The 20,616-nt window shown below is 49.3% G+C and carries 19 protein-coding genes and 2 tRNA genes; 9 read left to right on the top strand and 12 right to left on the bottom strand.

What is annotated here, in order from left to right:
• Positions 1–59 precede the first annotated feature (59 nt).
• Both PK629_11535 and PK629_11530 read left to right on the top strand, forming a co-directional pair.
• A complete protein-coding gene (locus PK629_11535; GenBank protein ID HOP12107.1) occupies positions 60–1,241 on the top strand; it encodes a hypothetical protein in 1,182 nt (393 codons plus the stop codon).
• An 11-nt stretch (positions 1,242–1,252) separates the two neighbouring features.
• Positions 1,253–2,434 carry a hypothetical protein gene (locus PK629_11530; protein HOP12106.1) on the top strand — a complete coding sequence of 394 codons (1,182 nt, stop codon included), beginning with the start codon at positions 1,253–1,255 and terminating at the stop codon, positions 2,432–2,434.
• A 115-nt stretch (positions 2,435–2,549) separates the two neighbouring features.
• Here PK629_11530 and PK629_11525 read toward each other — a convergent pair whose 3' ends face one another.
• Positions 2,550–4,226: an AMP-binding protein gene (locus tag PK629_11525; GenBank protein HOP12105.1), complete on the bottom strand. Its 1,677-nt coding sequence runs from the start codon at positions 4,224–4,226 to the stop codon at positions 2,550–2,552.
• 207 nt (positions 4,227–4,433) lie between these two features.
• On the opposite strand from PK629_11525, the gene PK629_11520 reads away from it, so the two are divergent.
• A complete protein-coding gene (locus PK629_11520; protein ID HOP12104.1) occupies positions 4,434–5,078 on the top strand; it encodes a helix-turn-helix transcriptional regulator in 645 nt (214 codons plus the stop codon).
• An 83-nt stretch (positions 5,079–5,161) separates the two neighbouring features.
• On the opposite strand, the gene PK629_11515 is transcribed toward PK629_11520, so the two are convergent.
• Complete coding sequence (locus tag PK629_11515; GenBank protein ID HOP12103.1) at positions 5,162–7,210, bottom strand: right-handed parallel beta-helix repeat-containing protein; 2,049 nt, start codon at positions 7,208–7,210, stop codon at positions 5,162–5,164.
• 170 nt (positions 7,211–7,380) lie between these two features.
• Here PK629_11515 and PK629_11510 point away from each other — a divergent pair, with 170 nt between their 5' ends.
• The 3 genes from PK629_11510 (at position 7,381) to PK629_11500 (ending at position 9,383) form a co-directional block, all read left to right on the top strand.
• A complete protein-coding gene (locus PK629_11510; GenBank protein ID HOP12102.1) occupies positions 7,381–9,081 on the top strand; it encodes an AMP-binding protein in 1,701 nt (566 codons plus the stop codon).
• A gap of 65 nt (positions 9,082–9,146) precedes the next feature.
• Positions 9,147–9,223: transfer RNA gene (locus tag PK629_11505), tRNA-Met, on the top strand.
• Between the two features lie 85 nt (positions 9,224–9,308).
• Positions 9,309–9,383, top strand: a tRNA-Glu gene (locus PK629_11500).
• Positions 9,384–9,588: 205 nt separating this feature from the next.
• Here the strand turns inward: PK629_11500 and PK629_11495 are convergent.
• From PK629_11495 to PK629_11470, 6 genes are all read right to left on the bottom strand, one after another.
• Entirely contained in the window at positions 9,589–9,888 is a 300-nt protein-coding gene (locus PK629_11495) for a hypothetical protein (GenBank protein HOP12101.1), read from the bottom strand.
• Between the two features lie 17 nt (positions 9,889–9,905).
• The gene (locus PK629_11490) at positions 9,906–10,097 is read right to left on the bottom strand and encodes a phage holin (protein HOP12100.1); all 192 of its coding nucleotides are present in this window, start codon (positions 10,095–10,097) and stop codon (positions 9,906–9,908) included.
• Between the two features lie 14 nt (positions 10,098–10,111).
• Positions 10,112–10,849 carry a hypothetical protein gene (locus PK629_11485; protein ID HOP12099.1) on the bottom strand — a complete coding sequence of 246 codons (738 nt, stop codon included), beginning with the start codon at positions 10,847–10,849 and terminating at the stop codon, positions 10,112–10,114.
• Positions 10,850–11,053: 204 nt separating this feature from the next.
• A complete protein-coding gene (locus PK629_11480; protein ID HOP12098.1) occupies positions 11,054–11,512 on the bottom strand; it encodes an NAD(P)H-dependent oxidoreductase in 459 nt (152 codons plus the stop codon).
• Positions 11,513–11,755: 243 nt separating this feature from the next.
• Complete coding sequence (locus PK629_11475) at positions 11,756–14,983, bottom strand: hypothetical protein (GenBank protein HOP12097.1); 3,228 nt, start codon at positions 14,981–14,983, stop codon at positions 11,756–11,758.
• Positions 14,984–14,986: 3 nt separating this feature from the next.
• Positions 14,987–16,009 carry a DUF2961 domain-containing protein gene (locus PK629_11470; protein ID HOP12096.1) on the bottom strand — a complete coding sequence of 341 codons (1,023 nt, stop codon included), beginning with the start codon at positions 16,007–16,009 and terminating at the stop codon, positions 14,987–14,989.
• 289 nt (positions 16,010–16,298) lie between these two features.
• Between PK629_11470 and PK629_11465 the strand changes: the two genes are divergently transcribed.
• Entirely contained in the window at positions 16,299–17,081 is a 783-nt protein-coding gene (locus tag PK629_11465; protein ID HOP12095.1) for a DeoR/GlpR family DNA-binding transcription regulator, read from the top strand.
• Complete coding sequence (locus tag PK629_11460; protein ID HOP12094.1) at positions 17,062–17,271, top strand: helix-turn-helix transcriptional regulator; 210 nt, start codon at positions 17,062–17,064, stop codon at positions 17,269–17,271. The genes PK629_11465 and PK629_11460 overlap by 20 nt, the downstream gene beginning before the upstream one ends.
• A 60-nt stretch (positions 17,272–17,331) precedes the next feature.
• Here the strand turns inward: PK629_11460 and PK629_11455 are convergent, their stop codons facing one another.
• The gene (locus PK629_11455; protein HOP12093.1) at positions 17,332–17,775 is read right to left on the bottom strand and encodes a hypothetical protein; all 444 of its coding nucleotides are present in this window, start codon (positions 17,773–17,775) and stop codon (positions 17,332–17,334) included.
• Positions 17,776–17,945: 170 nt separating this feature from the next.
• Between PK629_11455 and PK629_11450 the strand changes: the two genes are divergently transcribed.
• Positions 17,946–18,644 (top strand): L,D-transpeptidase family protein, encoded by a 699-nt coding sequence (locus PK629_11450; GenBank protein HOP12092.1) that lies wholly within the window; start codon positions 17,946–17,948, stop codon positions 18,642–18,644.
• Between the two features lie 365 nt (positions 18,645–19,009).
• Here PK629_11450 and PK629_11445 read toward each other — a convergent pair whose 3' ends face one another.
• The 3 genes from PK629_11445 to PK629_11435 form a co-directional block, all read right to left on the bottom strand.
• Positions 19,010–19,549 carry a GNAT family protein gene (locus PK629_11445; GenBank protein HOP12091.1) on the bottom strand — a complete coding sequence of 180 codons (540 nt, stop codon included), beginning with the start codon at positions 19,547–19,549 and terminating at the stop codon, positions 19,010–19,012.
• Positions 19,550–19,918: 369 nt separating this feature from the next.
• Positions 19,919–20,107: a ferredoxin gene (locus tag PK629_11440; GenBank protein ID HOP12090.1), complete on the bottom strand. Its 189-nt coding sequence runs from the start codon at positions 20,105–20,107 to the stop codon at positions 19,919–19,921.
• 20 nt (positions 20,108–20,127) lie between these two features.
• The coding region (locus tag PK629_11435; protein HOP12089.1) for a hydroxylamine reductase at positions 20,128–20,616 on the bottom strand (489 nt) is incomplete at its 5' end.

The raw sequence follows: 20,616 nt of genomic DNA, 5'->3' as shown, positions 1-20,616 counted from the left end.
TCAACTGTGTTAAAGTTAAAGTGTTCTTGATGAGCGAAGAGTTGAAGGAGCGTATAAATATGAGCGAAACTGCGAAAAAATTTGACTATGCCCCGGAGAGCTATTCCCCGAAAATGAAACCTGAGATTCTGACCATGGCGCAATATGCGGCGTTTGCGTCCGATACGATTTCCGACCCGTTTCACGGCGGCGAACCGCCGTATACGACAAACAAAATAAAAGATTATAAAAAGATTGAGTCTTGGCAGAACTATTTTCTTTGTTCCGCGATCTGCTCCGTCGGATTAAAACTCGGTTCGGATATTGACGATTTTCATTTTTATGCGAACTTTACCGGTGATAATTTCACCTATCTGTATGCCGCCGAAAAGGGCAGCCCGAACGGTGTTCAGTGCGACAGCGGTGTGACCAATTACTTCTTTGTGCCGCAATTTGTGAAAAAGGCATACGCCGCTTTCGGGTATGAATGCATCTATCTTTCCAACGCGCAGATCAAAAAAGATTTCCGTGTAGTGATGAACGCGATTAAAGCGTCCGTAGACAAAGGCATACCCGTTTTGGCATGGGGGCTTGTCAACGAGCCAAAAGACTGGACAAATTACGCAGGCATATTACCGGAAGGTTCTCTGATCGGCGGTTATGATGAAAACGATGTGCTGTATGTAAATCTCTATAACACGCAAGGCAAACCGACGATTGATGAATATGGCTATTCAACCATTATAAACGCGTTAGACAATGTAAAAGGCGTGTTCTTCGCAGGAGACCCAATCGAAAAGCAAGATACTCGGCAAGTTTACCAAAGCATTGTAGATTCCATTCCCGCGTTCTTATCATTACAACCGGCGCAAAGCAACAACGGGCGTTATGTTTTCGGAAAGATGGCGTTTGAAGTTTGGGCGGATACGCTCGAAGATGATTCATATTTCGAAAATAAAACGGATGACGAGCTCGGCGGTATCTGCTGGAATTTGCATTGCTCCCCCTATTGCTGCGTCTGCACGAGCACGGCGGTTGACTTTTTCAAAAAAGCGGTTGAACAATATCCCGATCTGACAATGGCCGTCAAATTGCTGCCGCTATATCAAAAGATGCAGGATTACAGGCAGGAGATTTGGACGCTGCAAGGCGGTTTCTTCCCGCCGATGGATCAGTTCAGAACACATGCGTTCCGGGCAAATATTGCCGCAATTTTACGGAAAATGGGCGGTGTCTGTGATGAAATTCTGGCGGCTTTTTAGGAGGAATTGAAATGAGCGAAGCTGTGAAAGAATTACGACAAACACCCGAGGGATATTCCCCGAAGGAGAGGCCGGAGATTTTAAGAATGGCAGAAGAAAACGCGGGAAAAGGTGGATTGAAGCAAGTAAACCGGGTAAAAACCGCAAACGGCGGGCGCTATATCGACGGTGTCCCGATGCTCAGATGGGGTGAGTGGAAAGACAACACCTACTGCGGGTGCGTGACCGCGCTGTTAAACACCGCAGGGGTTTCGGTCTCGTATGAAGAAGTCATGGGGCTGTCCGGTGTGTGTTGGCAGGCCATCATGCGTAGCGACTGGGACCCGAGCAGCCAGATGCCGCAAAACGGGCGGCTGTGCGAAAAGAACGTCGGCGATGCGCTCGGCGTGGACGTCTATACGGTCAAAGATGAAAAAGAACGCGTGGAATATGCCAAAAAGAGCATTGACGCAGGCGTTCCCGTGCTCTTGGTCGGCGGCAGATGGGCGCCGGAATGGACACTTACCTGCGGATATGCGGTTGAAAACAGCGAAGATAAATTTTTCGGACGCACTTATTTTGATGTTCAAAATGACAACTCCTGTGAAAAGGCCATTGAACATCAATCTATAAATGTCTCCGAAAACGAAATTTACACCGACGACCGGTATTTTTATCAAAACGGCTTCCCGGGGTGGGTGCCTGCGGCACTGACCAGATTTTACGATAAAAGAAAAGAACCGATTTCACGCAAAGAAGCGTTGAAAGTCTCGCTTGAAACCTCTATAAAGATGTTTGAACAAAAAGCCGGGGAGCACCACAAGTTCGGTTATGACGCCTATGACGTTTTAATCAGCGGATTTGAACTCGGCGAGGAGGAATACCGGGCGAAATGCCGCAACGACCAATACCACATCGGATCGCTGATGGACGCCAGGTGTGCAGCTGCCGCGTATCTTGAAACGAGTGTTGGGCTGTTTGAGAGTGAAAGCGCGAAAAATCTGGCGGAGACGGCAAAAATCTTTCAGGTAATGCTCGATAATTTATTAGAGGCGGTTCCCTATGAAAAGACAACCGCTGTATTCAATATCAATGCAGATCCCGTTTGGGATACGGCACAACGGCATAAGATGGCGAAAACGCTGAGAGCGAACAAAGAGTCGGAACGGTTGGTGAGGAAGAAAATAGCAGAGATGTTGGCAAATTGGGAATAGGTGAATTAAATGACAAAGCCGCAAGCAATCAAAGTTTGCTTGCGGCTTGATTTTTTGGGGGTTTCATATGAACATTTTTAACGGAGCGACGAGGGCGTCGCTCCCTACAAGAATTTTAACTCGCGTAATTGCGTTTGATTTTATTGGTCGTGGTCTTGGGAAACGGTTCGTCGCGGATGACGACTTTGGAGACCATCTTATACGGCGGAAGACCCGCGCAGACGCTTTGAATTTCGCCCAGCACATCGAGATTCGAGCGGTCGCCGACACCCTCTTCGCAATAGATCTCGGCGATCAGGGCGTGCTGTTCGCCGTGTTTGCCCGCGTCGGAACGAACAATGACGTCGGTGATATAGGGCAGGCGGGCAATATAGGCCTCAATCTCCTCGGGGTAGACGTTCTTGCCGTTAGCGAGTACGATGATGTTCTTTTTACGGCCTGTGATCAGCAGTTGGCCGTATTCGTTCGTGCGGCCGAAATCGCCGGTGTAAAACCAACCGTCAACCAATACTTTGGCGGTCTGTTCGAGGTTTTTATAATACCCCATCATCACCACGTCGCCGCGCACGCAGATTTCGCCGGTGCCGTCCTCGGTCGGGCTGTCGATTTTGATGTCGAGGCAGGGTAGCTTGACGCCTACGGTAGTCGGATCGTTGAAAGTGTCGTTGTTGGCCGAGACCAACGGTGAGCATTCCGTGATGCCGTAGCCGTTGATCAGGTTAATGCCGATGGCGTTGAAGAAATCACCGACTTCGGGACGGATCGGCGCACCGCCGCAGACGATCTTGATCAGACGTCCGCCGAACTGTTCATGAATGTTCTTAAACAGCTTGCGCCGAACGTCAACACCGACTTTGAGAAGGATGTTTGAGAGTTTAATTGCCTTGTCAAAATCCTGCCGCTTGCCGGTTTTGTCGATGCTCTCGTTGATTTTTTTATAGAAAAATTCGGCGAACGCCGGAACCAGATAGACGTAGGACGGATGATACTGCATCAGATTTTTTTGGACGTTGCGGATTTTATCGTTGATGCAGATGGTGGAATGGTGGTGCAGGGACACTAAAATGCCGCTGACAGCCTCGTAGGTGTGGTGATAGGGCAGCACCGACAGACAGATGTCGTAGACCGTCGAGACCTGAAGGCCGTAATACACGCTGGAGACGAGATTGTGCTCCGACAGCATAACGCCTTTGGCCATGCCGGTTGTGCCCGAGGTATAAACCAACATCCGCAGCTTCATCGGGTCGTTTTGCAAGGTGTCATATTCGTGTTTATCGAGGGATTTTCCGCTTTCGAGCAGGGTGTCGAAGTCGTGCAGGTGCATGGACCCCGCGGTGGCGTCGGTTTTTTCGAAGCAGATGACGTTTTCGATATCGGGCAGACGATGAGCGTTTTCTTTCAGAATCGGCAGATAACTTGCATCGCAGAAGATCGCACGGCTCTCGCTGTGAATTAAAATATTGACAATATCCTCGGCCGGCAGTTCTTTGTCGACGGGTACAAATACACAGGCGCTCTTGACCATGGTCAGATAGGTTACTACCCAGCGGTAGCTGTTGACGCCAATGCAGGCGATGTGGTCAGTACGGTGGCCGAGTTTGGTGATTGCCGCACCGAGTGCCTCGGTGTCGGCTAAAAACTCGGAATAGGTCTTCTCATAATCTTTTTCGTTTTCTTTATAGCGGAATGCGATGCTGTCTCCTGCCGCGGCGGCGGCTTTGTCAAGCATTTCGCGGATGGTTGAAAACTTTTCAACCTGATAATAGGTGATTTTGCCTCTCGGTTTTGCCATGCCAAACAGCACTCCCTTCGGAAAAGTTCTATTTTATTTTTATCGCATCTTGCTCCGGGATTCCACCTACTGTTGCAAAAGGCACTTCTACCGTAAAAAACGGTCCGGTAGAACTGCCGGGAATTATCTCTACCCACGGTAGAATTTCGCGTTTTACAGCCGAATTTCTCTGTTGCATTTTGTTTTGGAATATGATAATATAGATATATGGATAACTTGAAACAGCTGATTGCGCAAAATATCGCATCCCTGCGGCGTGCGGCCGGAATGACCCAAATAACACTTGCCGAAAGGCTGCACTACTCGGATAAAGCGATATCAAAATGGGAACGCGGTGAGTCGCTTCCCGATATAGCCGTATTGAAAGAGATCGCCGACCTGTTTGGGGTGACGGTCGATTTTCTGTTGTGTGAACATACCGACGACATACTGCCGGAACCGGAGGCATTGCCCGATGAGATTGCCGCTGCACGTCGAAAAAACCATGTTACGATCTCGTTGCTGGTGACGGCATCGGTATGGCTGGTTGCTACGATTTTATTCATCGTGTTTTATTTTGTGGGTATTCAAATGCGGTTATGGACGATTTTCATCTATGCGGTGCCTGTGTCCTGCGTGGTAGCGCTGGTTTTCAATTCCATCTGGGGCCGGAACAAGAAGTGGAATTATCTGATTGTCTCGCTGCTGATGTGGGGCATTCTGTTCTCGTTGTATATTTTGTTTTTGGAAGAGAACATTGCCTTGATTTTCACCATCGGCATCCCGGGGCAGATCATCATTTTACTGTCGACCCAATTACAGCAGACCAAACGGATGATTGCCAATTATTTTCCTCCGAAGGAGAAGAAATAACATGGTAAAAACCGGCGGCGGACGAGGTCTCGTCCGCCGCCCTTTTTGTTTTCGGGCGCACACATAGGTGCGCTCCTACATGGTTAGGAGTGTCTCGGCCCTACATTCGAGACATCAATCGGCTTAAAGCCGAGTGAAAAGGCTGGGGAATTCGGTTCCAAGGTGAAATCGTAATGTTCGGGGTCGGCAAACAGCGGGTCGGCGACAATGCTGTCTTCTTCGTTGTCATAGGATTTGATCTCATCGAATTTGCGGAAACCGGGCAGATCGAGCATGGTCGGCTCAGCGGCTTTGCTGTCAAAATAGAGATTCTTGCGCAGGCAAATCGTACGGTCGGTGATGTGGTTTTGTTCGGCGCTGGGCTCATAGCAGAATGAATACATCGGCTTACCCGCCGAATAGAATAGATTGCCCTCTACGATTTCGGACAGATGTCGTTCGAACCGGGAGATGCGCAGCAGGTTGCGTCCGGCAAACGCAAAAATGTTGTTGCGGATGGTGTTGCCCGCGCCGTAATGCTGGTGGCAGCAGTTATCGGAGAGATTGTAGCAAACGTTGTTCTCCATCAGCACGCCTGCGCTGCCCTCGTCGGTATACAGTCCCCAGCCGCCATATTCGCGGTCGTTGACATCGTGAATCAGGTTGTTGCGCACGACTGTACCCGGCTGCGCACCGAGCAGGTAAACGCCACCCATGTCGGACAGAACGCCGTAACCGAGGTCGTGGATGTGGTTATAGGCAATCAGGTTGTCGCGGGTGACGCTCGGGGTATAGCCCCAGACCCAGCCGCCCGAGATGCCGCTGTAATAAAGGTCGCCGATTTCGTTGTGGGTGATGGTATTGCCGTAACTGTTCATGAGCAGGATACCGCAGGCCGCCATGTGCCGCTGCCCGCAGTGCAGAATCCGGTTGTCGGAGATGAGATTGTTGTGGTTGACACGCGCGGAGTCGGTATAAACCGGGCCGCCGTTGAGTTTGATGCCTCCCGCACCGCCGTCATAAAATTCGTTATTCAGAATGCGGAGGTTGCTGCAACCGTCCTCGGCGCAGATGCCGTAGAGGCCGTAATTGACGAACCGGCAGTTTTCAATGGTGATGTTTTCGCTGTAAGTCAGGTTAATGACGCCTTTCGTGCCGGCAACACCTTGTCCGTCTGATGCCGTCGGTACGGCGGTCTGTCCGTCGTGCAGTTTGGTCGAGCCAATATAGTCGCCGCGGGTGAAAGAGAACGTCAGACCGCGCAGAGAGACACTCGAAACCGGCAGAAAGCCTCTGGCGCTGCGGTTGTCCTTTTCCATACCGTGCAGTTCGAAAAGTGCGGTGGCTTCCGGTGCATGAGCGACGATGCTCTCCGGCGTTTGTTTTTTATCGCGCGGGACATAATACAGCATGCCGGACGGTCGATCGAGATACCACTGATTCGGCTTCCCGAACGCCTCGGCAACGTTTTCGAGATAGTAATCAAAATTAGTGTGAATCTCAAAACGGCTGCGGTATTTTAAAGTGAGTTTTCGGGTCTCCTTGTCATAACTTTCGATCGGTGAATGTTCGTCGATCCAATAGTGGCAGAACGAGACGATGCAGTCGCTGAGATTTTTAAAATCTTTGATGTCGCCCTTTTCAGCGATAAACCATTTGGAGCCGTTCTGCAGTTTTTCACTTTCGACTTCGGCAGCGGTCTTATGCAGATACCCCTCTTCGGGATAGCGGGTCAATTCGGCGCGTACGCCGTCCACCCAGAGATCGGTGAAATCCCATTTCCCGGTTTTGACATCGTCAATATAAACCGCAAAGCAATCTGCGCCGTTGAATTTGGCTTTTTGAAACCCCGTGATCAGCCGTCCGCCGCTGAGTACGACCGGTTTGTCGTCATACGGTTCTATGACGAGGTTTCCAATCGGGTTTTTGATGAGAAGCGGCTCGGGCAGAAAATATTCCCCGCCCATGAGTTTGATGGTTACCGGCTGAAGCTGGCCGGCGCCGCGCAGTTCCTGAACGATCACAAGCGCTTTTTGCAGATTGCCGATCGGACGGTCAAAACGCGTCCCGTCGTAATGGACGCCGACGGAACGGTCGTCACCGACAGTTCCGTCGACGGATGCATAGATGGTGCAGATCTCGTTGCAATTCATGGTAAGTATTCCTTTCTTGACAAAGAAATTCATTTATTCTATATTATAACAGAGGTGTATTTTACGGTCAAGGACATGGACAGGTTCAGATCAGTATATTTTTGTTCTTCGTTTCGTAAAACCTTGATATAGGGACTTTCACGATGACACAATGAAAGGGGAGTTACCGGATGAATGAGCTTGTATATAATGTGCCGGTCGTACGCGACCTGCGTGAGATGATGACCCGGAGCGCACGGGAATATGCCGACAATGTCGCTTTTTTGTTTAAACGGGGAGAGCGGGTAATCGAGATTTCCTATGACCGCGCGATGCGGGAAATTATTTACCTGGCGACATATTTAAATTCTCTCGGTCTCGAGGGCCAAAAAATCGCCGTGATCGGCAAAAACAGCTATGAGTGGGCGCTGACTTATTTGGCGGTCTGCTGTGGCGTCGGTATTATCGTGCCGATCGACAAAGAACTCAAGAGCCACGAGGTTCAAAACATTCTGGATATTTCTAAAGTCGCCGCTGTGGTCTATGCCCCGGAGGTCAAAAAGACGCTCGACGGGTGCACCGGCGATTTCAAACGCCTGTCCACTTCGGATTTTCCGGAATTCAAGCGCGTCGGGCAGACATTGCTCGACACCGGTGACAAGTCCTATGAACAGCATCACGTCGATCCGTACGCACTCGGTATTCTGTTGTTCACGTCCGGTACAACCGGCGTGGCAAAGGGCGTGATGCTGTCACAGAATAACGTCGTTTTCGATGTCATCAGCGTGCGGAAGGTGATTTCTCTTTCCCCGGAAGATCGCTCGCTGTCGGTGCTGCCGCTGCATCATACCTATGAATGCACGGCGGGATTTCTGACGATGCTCTACGGCGGTGCAAGTATTGCCTATAACGAGAGCCTTCGTACCATTCCGGCCGATTTGCAGCTGTATAATCCGACGGTTTTCATCGGCGTTCCGCTGTTGTTTGAAAACATGCTGGCCGGCATTGTCAAAAAGTATAAGGCCATCAAAGGCGGTGCGGCCGTATTTGCGGCTTCAAAGGCTTTGGCGATTCCGTTGAAACACGATGCAAGACGCAAACTGTTTTCGACGGTGCATAAATTCTTTGGCGGAAAGATGAGACGGTTCATCTGCGGTGCCGCGGCCCTGAATCCCGAGACTTTCAGAACCTTCGAACTGCTCGGGTTTGAAGTGCATATCGGTTACGGCCTGACCGAGACTTCGCCGGTCTGCATTCTGCACGGCGACTTTTACCGCAACCCCGACGACATCGGCATGCTGCTGCCGGGGCTTTCGGCAAAAATTATCGATCCTGATAAAAACGGCGTGGGCGAGCTGGCCGTCAAGGGCGATAATGTGATGTTGGGTTACTACGAGAATCCCACAGAGACCGAAAGGGTCATGCATGACGGCTGGTTTTATACCGGCGATCTGGCGCAGCAAAAAGAGAACGGCGCCTATAAAATTGTCGGCCGCTGCAAAAATATGATCGTCGTCGACAACGGAAAAAAGGTCTTCCCCGAGGAGTTGGAATATTACCTCGAAGAAGACAAGTTTGTCAAGGAGGCGCTGGTGTGCAGTCAGACCGCCGAGGACGGCAGAGTTACGATCTGCGCCCGTCTGTTCCCGGATTACGAGGCGGTTAACGACGCTTTGATCGAGCGTGAGATCTACCCCGACGATCCCGGTTATTTTGACGCCGTTGTGGAAATGATGCGCGAATCCGTGCTGCATGCCAATCATAAATTACCGCATTACAAGATGGTTAAATTGATGGCAGTGCGCACCGTCGAATTTGATAAAACCACGACCCGTAAGATCAGACGCAATGCGCCCGAAAACCATGCGGATGAACTGTTTTCCGTCACTTAATTTGCGATAAAATACTTGACAGCCGCCGTCTGTTGTGATATGATAGCAAAGCGTTTCGCGCAGATGGCGGCGTAGCTCAGCTGGCTAGAGCATCCGGTTCATACCCGGACGGTCATGGGTTCAAGTCCAATCGCCGCTACCAAAGGAACGCAAGCAGATGAAAATCTGCGAAAAGAAGAAATTTCGGTTAACGAATTTTCTTCAAGAGCGAGCGTAGCTCGCTTTGTGGCCCGTTGGTCAAACGGTTAAGACACGGCCCTTTCACGGCTGAGATAGGAGTTCGATTCTCCTACGGGTCACCAGCGGCAAGATGCCGCCTTCAAACGCGTCCACACTCGGTGTGGGCGTTTTATTTTTTATAGCAAGCGCTGCCCATCCTTAAAAATGCTTTTCGGGGGGTTCACACTCGATAAAATTTTTGCTTTGTCGGGAGGCAGTTATTCATTAAAACAAAAAGGCGTTCCCAAAAAAGAAACACCTTTTCGATCAATTCTATGGTTTGCATTTTCAACTGTTGGTGATTTTCAGTTTTTTTACTTCCTCCATGATGTGATCGATATAGCCGTTTCCGCTGAGTTCGTCATGGTAGATTTTGTGCATATCCATCAGGTCCTCAAGGTCTTCGGCAGTGATTTCGTTTTCAGTGATATACCTTTTGCCAAGGCCTTTGATCTTGTCGTAAAGAAGCTGACGGACGCCTGCGCGTATGCCGTCTTTTTTGGCTTTACGGTCGCGGACAATGACAAATATCCCACTGATCAGAGCCGAGAGCGCACCGCTGCCGATGATGGCAATCATAATTTCCACGGCGATTCCCCTTCCTGTCAGAAGCCCTGTTTATCGGTCGGATTATTGAGCAAACCGAAAACAGTGAACGCCTCCAGAACCGCTGCGACGATACCCGAAATAGCCGTACTCCACTCGGATCCGATGACGTCGGTCAAAACAAGGATCGAGAGTATCTGGGAAAGCAAACTTGACCAAAAGATCGGGGATTTTAATCTGTTTTGTCTCATATCATAAAGTCTCCTTATACAATTACATTGGATTTATCAATGAAAGCGATTTTTTCGGTTGCAGACGTGGGATAGATCACAGCGGACATATTGCCGACATCGCCGAGATATAAAATTTCGTCTTCGACAAAGACCGTACCGATTTTTTGCTTTTGGTTCAGCGTCGCATAGGCCGGACAGTCCTTGATGACCCCCGCAGCCTTGTATTGAATTTCATGGTGACCGGTTTCCTGACCGGAATAATCGATATAGGCGCATTCGCACCAATATTCCCAACTGTGGTCTGACAACATGGTTTTAACAACGCCGTTGCCAAATTTGCCTTTGGTGCATTCGATCACAGCGTTATTTCCCACATAGACGCCGCAGTGGCCGGACATTGAGACAATCAGTCCCGGTTTCTCCGGAATAGAGGAAATTTTACCGCGTACAGTGGCCGTTTGATACCAACCGCTGGCGCTGTGGTCGGTTTCGGCGTTATATTTAGGCGCTTTTTCGATGTCGCCGCCCGTCCACAGGAACCACTTGATCAGACCGGTGCAATCGCAGCCGATACCGGTTCCGATGTTTTTTCGAAGCTCATTTTGATACGCTTCGTCGTAATGCGTGGGATATTGTTTTGCTTTGGCTGAAATCGTGCTTTCGGTGATCATTCTGCCGTAGTCGCCCCACATATACAGGACGGGTTTTGCAAGCGCCTGCTGCAGGAAAATGATAAAATTATCGTTTGTAATGAGAATCCCTCCATTCAAGTTTGAGGATTGTTGAAATGGCAGGGAGAGAAAAATTGTGCAATCTTATACGCGCTGTCTGTGTTTGTACAGCGGCTGTATCCGCTCTATAATATCCGTTTTAAAAGGCAAGTGTGCCGGATCCTGTTCTTCAACCGTATCAAAAATAAGCCGCCGACCGAAAAATACGGTCGGCGGCTTTGATTAATATCCGGTGATTTTATATCAGATGGCGCTTAATTTCTGCACAACTTCATCAATCTGGACATCATGGTCTGCGCATGACCAATGGACAATACCGGTCAGTGCGATATCCGCGCCTTTGACTTTACATGCCGATTTGATCTGTCGGATTGCATGACTGCCGCCCATCCAGTCCTTTTTAAGACCCTGCGTGACAAAGCAAGCGGCTTTTTTGCCCGAAAGAGCTGAAATTTGGTCCAAATACAACTTCATGGGGCGCGCCAGTGAAAACGCCTGCACCGGAGAGGCGAAAATTACAGTATCGTAGGCGTCAATTGCGGGTTTGGATTTGAAAGTAACTACCCCGGTTTTAGGGTCTCTGTCGGCCTCAATTTTAGCGAGTGTTACCGCGTGTCCGGCGGTTTTGAGCGCTTGCTCAAGTTTTTTGGCGACCGACAGGGTGTTGCCGGTCTCGGAATAAACAATGACACCGATATTCATATGTAATTACCGCCTTTCAAATGTTTGATGATATCACTGTAAGATATAATGAGGGATGTGTCAAGTAAGATTTATTTAAAAATCGATCAAAAAGGTGGTTTTGGCGGCGGATTCATGTCTTTATTTTAAATAATTCTGATATTCCTCGAGGACAGGAGGTTAGGCAGGTGATTTCCTGCAAACTGAAATAGGGATAGACCATGATCGCTGCTTTTTTGCTTTTCGTCACAAATTCTCCTTTCGTTAAGAAAAAGAAACCCGCACGAGTTTGAGAGCATGGGGATTCAATTTGAATGTGACCGTACCGGATTTGACGGGAATTTCTTCGAGGATATTTCCGAAGAGGTCGGTGAAAAACGCACGTTTAATGGGGAGCGGGGAGCGGACCTCAACCGGGGTTTCTTTCCCCGAGACCTCCTGATAAGTGACTTTGATGCAGCCGCCTTGTTCGCGTATGCTTGTGATCAGCACGTTTTCGGCGTCGTGAGTGAAAAGTGAAAGGGATTCGGTGGGGTGGTTCGGTTTGGCTTGAGAGGATGGATTTGCTTTTTTGATATAATAGGACGAAATCGCTTTGAGCGCCTGCGCGGGGGTTTTCGGGGCGTTGAGTTCAAGGGCGTATTCGAACATGCGCATCGGCTCGCGCTCGGTCAAGAGGACATTTTCAAGTGCGTTGTCGCGTTGGCGATAGAGTTTATTGCCGTGATTATAGAGATTGACCGTGCCGGTTTCGGTCTCAACAGCGGTGAAATATAAGCTGCCGAATCTTTCGAGTTTGGTTTGCTCGACGATATTAGAGCAGTTGCGATAAATTGTTTTAACGGGCGAAGAGAAAGAGAAAACGGCTTTGACGGAGTTCTCCCAAGCGTCGCCGTGTAGAGTTTCGACGGGTTCCAAGGTGGTTTTGAAACGCAGTACACCCGTATGAGCGGCGAGTTCGGCGGTGGTTGTGAAGTTGGCGGCGGTTTTTCCGTTTTTGGTCAGTTTGCCGCTGATTGAGAGGATTTGACGCAGCGCACCGGTTTCGAGAGTCTCGACACGGTCGGACTGCATAATGTATTCTTTATAAGCAAGTTTGATGCTTATGACCGATTGCCCTGACGGTTCGAGGACTTCGAGAATGCCGGTGACCGGGTCGGCCTTTAGGGTGAAAAAAGCGTTTTTAGAAGAGATTGCATCAGGCCGAGATCCTTCGTTTTGCTCAGGATGACAGTTTCCTTCAGACCGAGATTCTTCGCGACGCACATCACAAGTGACGCGCTGTTCGGAATGACATGCATTGACCTGTTTGAACAGACGGAATCCGTTTGCGGGTAGGTCAAGTTCGAGCAGGGTTCCCGTTTCGGTGGGCTGGGACGGGATCGGGGTGCCGTCGAGATCGGTGAATTCGCTCTTTTGTGCAACCTCGGCAAGCAGTTTTCGGGCGGGCGCGGGATTGAAGGCGATATAAGAGTGGGGGTCATTTGATAATAAATTGCAAAGTGTATCAAGACGGTCATCGAGTGCTTTCTTGGTGGTTTCGAGGGAAAGAAGCAGTTCCGTCTCGGACCGTTCGCGTAGGGGAATTTGGTTGGACGGACCGCAGTAGTGGATTAAATTGCCCTGATCGCGCATAAATTCACCGACGGTCTCGTAGGGGACGACATAGTTATCATGGCCCTCGTATTGCAGCAGAGGTTTCCAGTTTACCGATTTAGACGGGGTTCCGGTCAGAGCGAACAGCGCTGTATCGGCTTGTTCAAGCGCAAGCAAGGAATGTTCGGCCTGCTGCACCAGACAGCCGTGTCGGTTGGCTCCCCCCGCGTGACGCGCGTGCAGCGATTCCCAATTATCGAGGTTGAGAAAATATCCGTCGAAATTGAGGTCGTCTGCTTTGATGTCATAATCGCCCTCGGGTTTGAAACGCTTAAAATAGTCGGAAAACGTGCAGACCTCGCCGAAGACCGGGGCGTAATACTGGGCGCGGGCGAGTTCCTCGCGGAACGGGCGGTAATAGGATGCGTCGCCGAGCGAGGTCGAGACGATGATATCGGGCTCGTGACGGACGGCTTCGAGCAGCTTGATATGTAAATTGGCATAGGTGAAATCATATTCGTTTTCGGAGGGGTAGGAATGTGCGGGGAGCGTGGGGATAGCTTCGCCGTCTTTACCGCGCCAGTTGACCAGTTTTTGATCGGTACGCGGCACATCGCCCTGATTATAAACGCGGCCCACGTTGGCGCGATAACCCGCGAGGTTTAACAAAGCGGGCAGCGCGGAGGTAAAGCTGAACTCCTGTGAAGCATAGGTTTTGACCTCGACGCCGAACAGGGATTTGATTTCTTTTTTTCCATACTCAAATTGCCGCAGCATGGATTCGTCGGAATAGAGCAGCGGGTAGGGCTGGGAATAGGTGCCGTTGACAAATTCGATCATTCCCGCCTGCGCGGCTTTCGCCATGCGGGATTTGAGTGTGGGATAACGGACAAAGAAGTGTTCCATGGCGTCCGCACCAAAATCGACACAGTATTTAAAATTGCGGTTCTCTGTCCAGCCGGTCATATTCGAAAGGAAGTCGGCAGTCCGCTCGGGCCAGTCGAACTCAAAATATCCGGTGTCGGACAGCATGCTGCCCGCGTGAATCGTATCGATCAAAAAGATGTCCTTGGGGATGGTCTTTCGGCGATATTTCGCCAAAACTTCGAAGGCGGCTTTTAATTGTATCCGACAGCGGTCGAAATTTAATGAGATAAAGAAATCGGCGGCGGCAATGAGCTGTTTTTGGAATTCGTATTGCAAATCGTCATCAACGCAGAGCTCGCGCATCATTTGAAACGCATAACCCGCCGCGTGGAAGTCCCGGCGCAAGTCGTCTTTTGCAACGATTTGTTTGAATCCCATCAGAGACAGAATGCCGGAGCTGAGCAGCATAGAGGCGCTGTTCAGCAGGCGCGGCAGCATCGGTTCATGAATATGCGCGGCGATTGCCTTGAAAAAGTCGGTGGTGAAAATGCCGGACGTGTAAATGTCTTTGTTGCCGATTAAAAAGCAGTCGGGGTTTTCGCCGATGGTTGATAGTACTACAGCGTTTTTTGGTTCAAGAATCTGATAATCAAGACCGGAAGGATAGATGTATTTTTTATCCGGAAGATGCCAGGTCTCTTTTAAAGAGGGGACTTTTTTGACCGAATCAATGTCGCAGCGTTCGCGCAGCACGCGTTCGGACGGTTGAACGATCATCGCTTTTTGAGTTTTGGATGCGCAAAGACAGCCCTCGATAAAAGAGCTGTCTTTGCATTCCGGAATGATTAAAAAATCGTATTTGCCGGTATCGGCGTTTTGATCGGTCAAAACGGGCAGCGTGCCCAAATGATGCAGAATTTCGGGGCTGAACAGCAGAGAATAGCCGTAGGAATCGGCTAAAGACCATTTGCGATATGTGCCGAATTGACCCCGATGAAGCGCGGGACTGCCGATATAAGCGAGTTTCATGGTTTAAAAACCCTTGTTGACATCCCCGTTTTTCCAAAAGTCGTCGTAGGTGACGTTTTCGGGCCAGCGCGGGCGGCGTTCCATCGGACCGGGGAACGGCTCAGCTATTTGCTGCGGTTTATCCTGATACCAATAGGCGACACTGGAATAATGATCTGCGAACTCCTTGTTCTCGACCGTCCAGGCGTGTTCGATGTTGACGCGGATACTCTTGGTAAACGGGATCGGGTCGAGAATGTGGAAACGGTAGGCCGTGGTCTTATCGCCGGGGTGGTTGATGCCCTGCGAAATGCTGAACCCGGCAAACGCCGTGTGGTAGACATGCGGGCTCCACGCGGTCAAAAAATAGTCCTCGGTGCCGGTGCCCCAGATGGAGGGGTGTTCTTCGCCGTCGATGTAGATTTTCTCATCGCCCTCGCCGAACCAGCCGGGTTTGAGCGCTTTTTCGATATTCAATGTGACGCCGACATAGTGGCCCTTACCGGTGGTTTCTAAAATTGTGTAATCCTTGCCGAATGTGGTCGGGTATTCCTGACGGTAGCGGGCGTGAAAATACATGGTGTCGGCCGACAGGGAGTCATATTTTTGCCAGTCGATGTTCCAATAAAACGAGCGGATCTCCTTATCAGCCTCGTTGGTGATGGTCAGTTTGGCGTGCTTTTGAAAGGGCATCTCGAACCAGCAGTTGCGTCCCGTGCCGCCGTGAACCGAAGTGATCGGCAGCGAGATGCAGTCGGCCTGAATGCCGTGTCCGGAGCCGAAAAAATCGCCTAACGGAGCTTCGACGCTCGGAGTTTCCTCATCATCCCAATAAAAACGCACCACGAGCATGCGGTTGAACATCTCGACGGCTTCTCCTGCGACCGTGCACCACCAGTGCACGATTTTGCCGGGACCTTCGAGATCGGCCATAACCAGCGTCTCGCCGGGAGCGATGCTGCGCAGGTCGAGGTTGCCGCCGGTGCGGTCCCAGCTGCCCTCGCGTTTGGCGGTAAAATTGCAGGGTTGTGTCAGTTTTGAAAACATGGTTTTCCCTTAGTAACGGACATTCCGTTCCCTTTCGTTATCGAATTTTTGAATCGGGAGCACTGATGTCTATTATAAACAATCGCAATTAATTGTCAAGAAAAACAAGAGTAAACAGATGTCTCAAATTGATTATAACCACCACCCTCCAAAGAGGGGAATTATTTAAATACACATAATCAGTCATAAATAAACGGGATATCGATTACCGAATGCGTTGACACGTTGCCGAATATATGGTATATTCAGGATGTCAGCGCTGACGAGTACAAGATAAGGGGTAAAAGATATGGTATTTATGGAAGAACGGCAGCGGGAGATTGCCGAACAAATCCGCATAAACGGAAAGATTACAATTAATGAGATTGTGGAGAAGTACAACATCTCCGGCGAATCGGCACGGCGCGATTTGCGGCTGCTCGACGAAAACGGACTTTGCAAACGAACCCGCGGCGGTGCGATTACACCCGTGCAGACGCGCATGATGCCGCCGTGCGACCGCAACTATGATGCAATGCCGGTTTGGGATAACTACGATGCCATCGCAAAAAAGGCGGCGCAGGAAGTGCATGAAAACGACGTGGTGTATTTGACCGGCGGGTCATTGGGCTTTTTGATGCTGCGCCATCTGCCGCGTGACTTCAAGTATACACTGGTGGTTAACTCGGTGGATCTTGCAAACCGCCTGCGGGAATGGGAAAACGTCGAGGTCTGGCTCGCGGGCGGTAAAATGCGCCGAAGCGCTTCGATGGTCGACAGCATGGCAACTGAGTTTATCAAAAAACTGCATTTTGATATTTGTTTCATCACCGGAGCGGGGGTCACGGCACAGTTCGGGCTCTCCAACGGCACTGATGAGACGGCCACTTTCCAACGTGCCGTCGTCGCTAACAGTCGAAAAAAAATATTGCTGATGCCGGGGCAGAAAGTGGGGTCAAACGCATTCATTCAAGTTTGTCCGGCTGAGAAGTTCGACACATTGATCACCGACTGGGAGGGCGTCGAGGACGAACTTGCAAAGATTGCGGAAACCGGTGTCGAGGTGATCGCCGTTGAAAAACCGGCTGAGTGAAATGGAACGCGAACAACGGCTGCGCAATGAGATTTTGGATCGCTACAAGAGCATCCGACAATTTGCGCTTGCGGTGGATGTGCCGTACAGCTCGATTATGACCGGGCTTGCCAAAGGTATCACCGGTATGTCGTTTGATACGGTGATTAAAATTTGCAGAGCGTTGGAATTGAATCCGTATGAGATATGATATTTTATTAAAAATAGGGTTGCGATTGCAGCCCTATTTGCGATTTCATATGAAACAGTATCATTTTGTGATATGTACCAAAACCTCTTGATACAACGCGGCGGTCTCGATGGGGGTTTCGCAGTTGATGTAATACAGTGAGCCATCGGCGGCGGTGATCAGGATGTAGCCTGAAGCGGTTTTATCCATGACGTTCAGATAGACGCTTTGACCGTTCATCTTGAATTGGCCTTTTAGGATGTTGCCGATGGCGGCTCCGTTGGTGCGGGTTTCGATGGCGGGAAGTTGGGTGGTCTCTTGGGTGACCGCTGCGCCCGAGAGGTCGATATCTTTTCCGAACTGGCCCGAGATGGTCATGATGCTGCCTTCAAATGTGTAGGAGGGTTTCGCTTTGCTGCCTTGCAGCAGCCAGATCACAAATACGGCGGTCATTAAAAGAATGACAACGGTTAAAATAGTGATGATGATATTGGCTTTTTTACTGACTTGATCGGGCTTGTTCATAACCATGCCTCCAATGCGTTACATTATTTTTATTGTAGCACAAATACTGGGAAAAGTCGACTGGAGATACCGACAATTTATAAAATAGAAAAGGCTTCATGCCAGTTTTATGCATATTTCGACTCAAATCGAAAACAATGTAATCAATCACTGACTTTTGGACTGTGTATATGAATAAAAAAACAAGAAAATACATCGCTTTTTTTCTGATTGCCGCTGTAATTCCGATTTCATTTTTTATGGCCGGCAATGGTGCGGTTTACACCGATACGGCGAAATTGATCATTCCCGAAAGTGGCTGCGCGCTCTATATCGATCTTGATGCCCTGTTGATGACGGTTTATGTGGACGGCAATGTTTTAAAGACATATCCCGTCTCCGGAGGCACTGCAAATACGCCGTCTCCCGTCGGCATTTGGCATGTTACTGAAATATACGACTGGGGAAAAGGGTTCGGGGGTACTTGGATCGGTCTGAATGTCCCCTGGGGCGTATACGGCATCCATGGTACAAAGGAGCCTTGGTTAGTCGGAAAGAAAAACGTCTCCCACGGTTGTATCCGTATGAAAGATGAAGACGCAATCGAAGTGAAAAATCTCGTTACGATCGGCAGCAGTGTCCAAATCAAACAGGACTCGCTGCCCTTTCGCAACATGGGAAAGAGCATGACCGGCAGCGACGTCTACAACACACAGATCATGCTGAAGAACCTGGGCTTCTATACTGGTACGATCGACGGTATTTTCGGAGAAGGTATGGAAAGGGCGGTGAAAAGTTTTCAAAGAACTTATTACTTGGAAGACGACGGGATTATCGGAAAGACGACCTATGAAAAAATCATCGAGCAGAATCGGATTAAAACCGGATAGGTTCTGCCCGTGTTATGCGGTTCACTGTTATCTCAATTCTTTCCTCATAGTTATACGCTCACCCTGTTCCGCCGTTTTCGCCTGCTCTTTGGTCATTTGATACATCTGGCAATAGCAACGGTAGGGGGAATCATCCGTGAATGCCCGGTTTTCAAAAAAATCGAAATAATCTGCGGAAAGCTCCGGGGTAAGGGGTTTGATAAGAATATTTATATTTGCCCTCTGTCTTAATGATTGCATTATTCGGCATGATTTTACTATAAAACAAATCCGCCATCAACCGGATGAATCGATTGACGGCGGTTTAATTTTTGATACGATGAACACCCTACGAATAATCGTAAGCGGAGGTATGCGTCAGCAATCTATCCCTTAAACTCGCTTTCAAGGATACTCATATAAATCTTATCAACATACTTACCGTTTATGAAAAACACCTCCGGCAATCTTCCGACTTCTTTGAATCCTACCTTTTTGTAGCATTTGATACCGGCGTGATTATCCGCATGTACGGTAAGATTGATGCTATGCAGGTTCATGGTCTTGAATCCGTAGTTGAGTATCAGCCGAATCGCTTCAGCACCGTAACCTTTGCCTCGGTTTTCCTCACCGCCGATAAATATACCGATATAGGCGTTGCGATTGAGATGGTCTATGTTGTGAAGACTGATACTTCCGATCAACGCATCATTTTCAAGAAGAACTATCGCATAACGGTGCATGTTTTTCGGCGGTTCATAAAGCCAATTTAAATCGTTTTTCGATGAAACCGTCAGAGGATATTGACCGAAATTTATTGCAAGCTTATAATCCTCATTCATCCATTTTAAATAGGCATCAACTTCATCGGGGTTGACAGGTGAAAGGTATAAACGCTCTCCGATTATTTTCTTGTAATATTCCATTTGTTTCCCTCCGATTGATCATCCTTAATAAAGTTCCTACTTGTAAAAAATAAAAACGCTAATGTCGACACTCAACGTATCAAAATTACCGTTTTTATATGGAGAAGGACACGAGTTTGATACAAAATGCACCCGGTAACCTCGTTCCCGTTTGTTCCGTTTGCTTTGTGCACACCCCTGAAAATATGAACTTTGCCATTATGAGTTTTTAGCTTTATAATCCGTTCCCCCAGTCTATCATGACATCAAGAATCGGTTTTAGACTAAGGCCGGTTTCGGTAAAAGATTAGTTATCGCTGCGAGAATAAATCATAATTAAAAATCAGCACCCTTCATCAAAACTTACTTTCTGAAGGGTGCTGATTATGCTTATTCTATCATAATAACAGAGACGGGACAGTTATCACGCGCTTCTGCTGCTACGTCTTCCGCAGATTCAGGAACAGGGTCCGCGCATACCACCGCGCGCCCATCATCAGCCATCCGGAATACCTCCGGACAGGTGGATGCACATAGCCCGCAGGAAATACAGCCTTCTCTGTCGATCGTCGCTTTCATATGCTGAATCCCTTTCTTAATCAGGCGTTCATGAATAGTTTAATGTCATCGTCAACTGTTCCAACACCCACGATACCGAATTTTTCAACCAACACCTTGGTCACATTGGGAGACAGGAAGCCCGGCAGTGTGGGACCGAGGTGGATGTTCTTCACACCCAGGTACAGCAGCGCCAGGAGCACAATGACGGCCTTCTGTTCGTACCAGGCAATATTGAAGGCAATCGGCAGCTTGTTGATATCGTCGAGTCCAAACACTTCTTTGAGCTTCAGGGCGATAATCGCCAGAGAATAGGAGTCGTTGCACTGCCCGGCGTCCAGAACCCTGGGAATCCCGCCGATGTCACCCAGCTTTAGCTTGTTATAGCGATACTTCGCGCAGCCCGCCGTGAGAATCACCGTGTCATTCGGGAGCTTTTCAGCGAATTCGGTGTAGTATTCTCTGGACTTCATGCGTCCGTCACAGCCAGCCATGACGAAGAACTTTTTGATCGCGCCGGATTTGACGGC

This window comes from Oscillospiraceae bacterium (assembly GCA_035380125.1).
Taxonomy (GTDB): Bacteria; Bacillota; Clostridia; order Oscillospirales; family JAKOTC01; genus DAOPZJ01.
The sequence above is the reverse complement of the archived record's forward strand: the minus strand, read 5'-3'. Positions and strand labels throughout refer to the sequence as shown.

Excerpts from the sequence above, each read along its gene's own strand:
- PK629_11535 (HOP12107.1), top strand. The coding sequence starts at position 60 with ATGAGCGAAACTGCGAAAAAATTTGACTATGCCCCGGAGAGCTATTCC.
- PK629_11520 (HOP12104.1), top strand. The coding sequence starts at position 4,434 with ATGGATAACTTGAAACAGCTGATTGCGCAAAATATCGCATCCCTGCGG.
- PK629_11490 (HOP12100.1), bottom strand. The coding sequence starts at position 10,097 with ATGAGACAAAACAGATTAAAATCCCCGATCTTTTGGTCAAGTTTGCTT.
- PK629_11455 (HOP12093.1), bottom strand. The coding sequence starts at position 17,775 with ATGAACAAGCCCGATCAAGTCAGTAAAAAAGCCAATATCATCATCACT.
- PK629_11440 (HOP12090.1), bottom strand. The coding sequence starts at position 20,107 with ATGAAAGCGACGATCGACAGAGAAGGCTGTATTTCCTGCGGGCTATGT.
- PK629_11465 (HOP12095.1), top strand. The coding sequence starts at position 16,299 with ATGGTATTTATGGAAGAACGGCAGCGGGAGATTGCCGAACAAATCCGC.
- PK629_11445 (HOP12091.1), bottom strand. The coding sequence starts at position 19,549 with ATGGAATATTACAAGAAAATAATCGGAGAGCGTTTATACCTTTCACCT.
- PK629_11480 (HOP12098.1), bottom strand. The coding sequence starts at position 11,512 with ATGAATATCGGTGTCATTGTTTATTCCGAGACCGGCAACACCCTGTCG.
- PK629_11515 (HOP12103.1), bottom strand. The coding sequence starts at position 7,210 with ATGAATTGCAACGAGATCTGCACCATCTATGCATCCGTCGACGGAACT.
- PK629_11510 (HOP12102.1), top strand. The coding sequence starts at position 7,381 with ATGAATGAGCTTGTATATAATGTGCCGGTCGTACGCGACCTGCGTGAG.
- PK629_11525 (HOP12105.1), bottom strand. The coding sequence starts at position 4,226 with ATGGCAAAACCGAGAGGCAAAATCACCTATTATCAGGTTGAAAAGTTT.
- PK629_11450 (HOP12092.1), top strand. The coding sequence starts at position 17,946 with ATGAATAAAAAAACAAGAAAATACATCGCTTTTTTTCTGATTGCCGCT.
- PK629_11470 (HOP12096.1), bottom strand. The coding sequence starts at position 16,009 with ATGTTTTCAAAACTGACACAACCCTGCAATTTTACCGCCAAACGCGAG.
- PK629_11475 (HOP12097.1), bottom strand. The coding sequence starts at position 14,983 with ATGAAACTCGCTTATATCGGCAGTCCCGCGCTTCATCGGGGTCAATTC.
- PK629_11530 (HOP12106.1), top strand. The coding sequence starts at position 1,253 with ATGAGCGAAGCTGTGAAAGAATTACGACAAACACCCGAGGGATATTCC.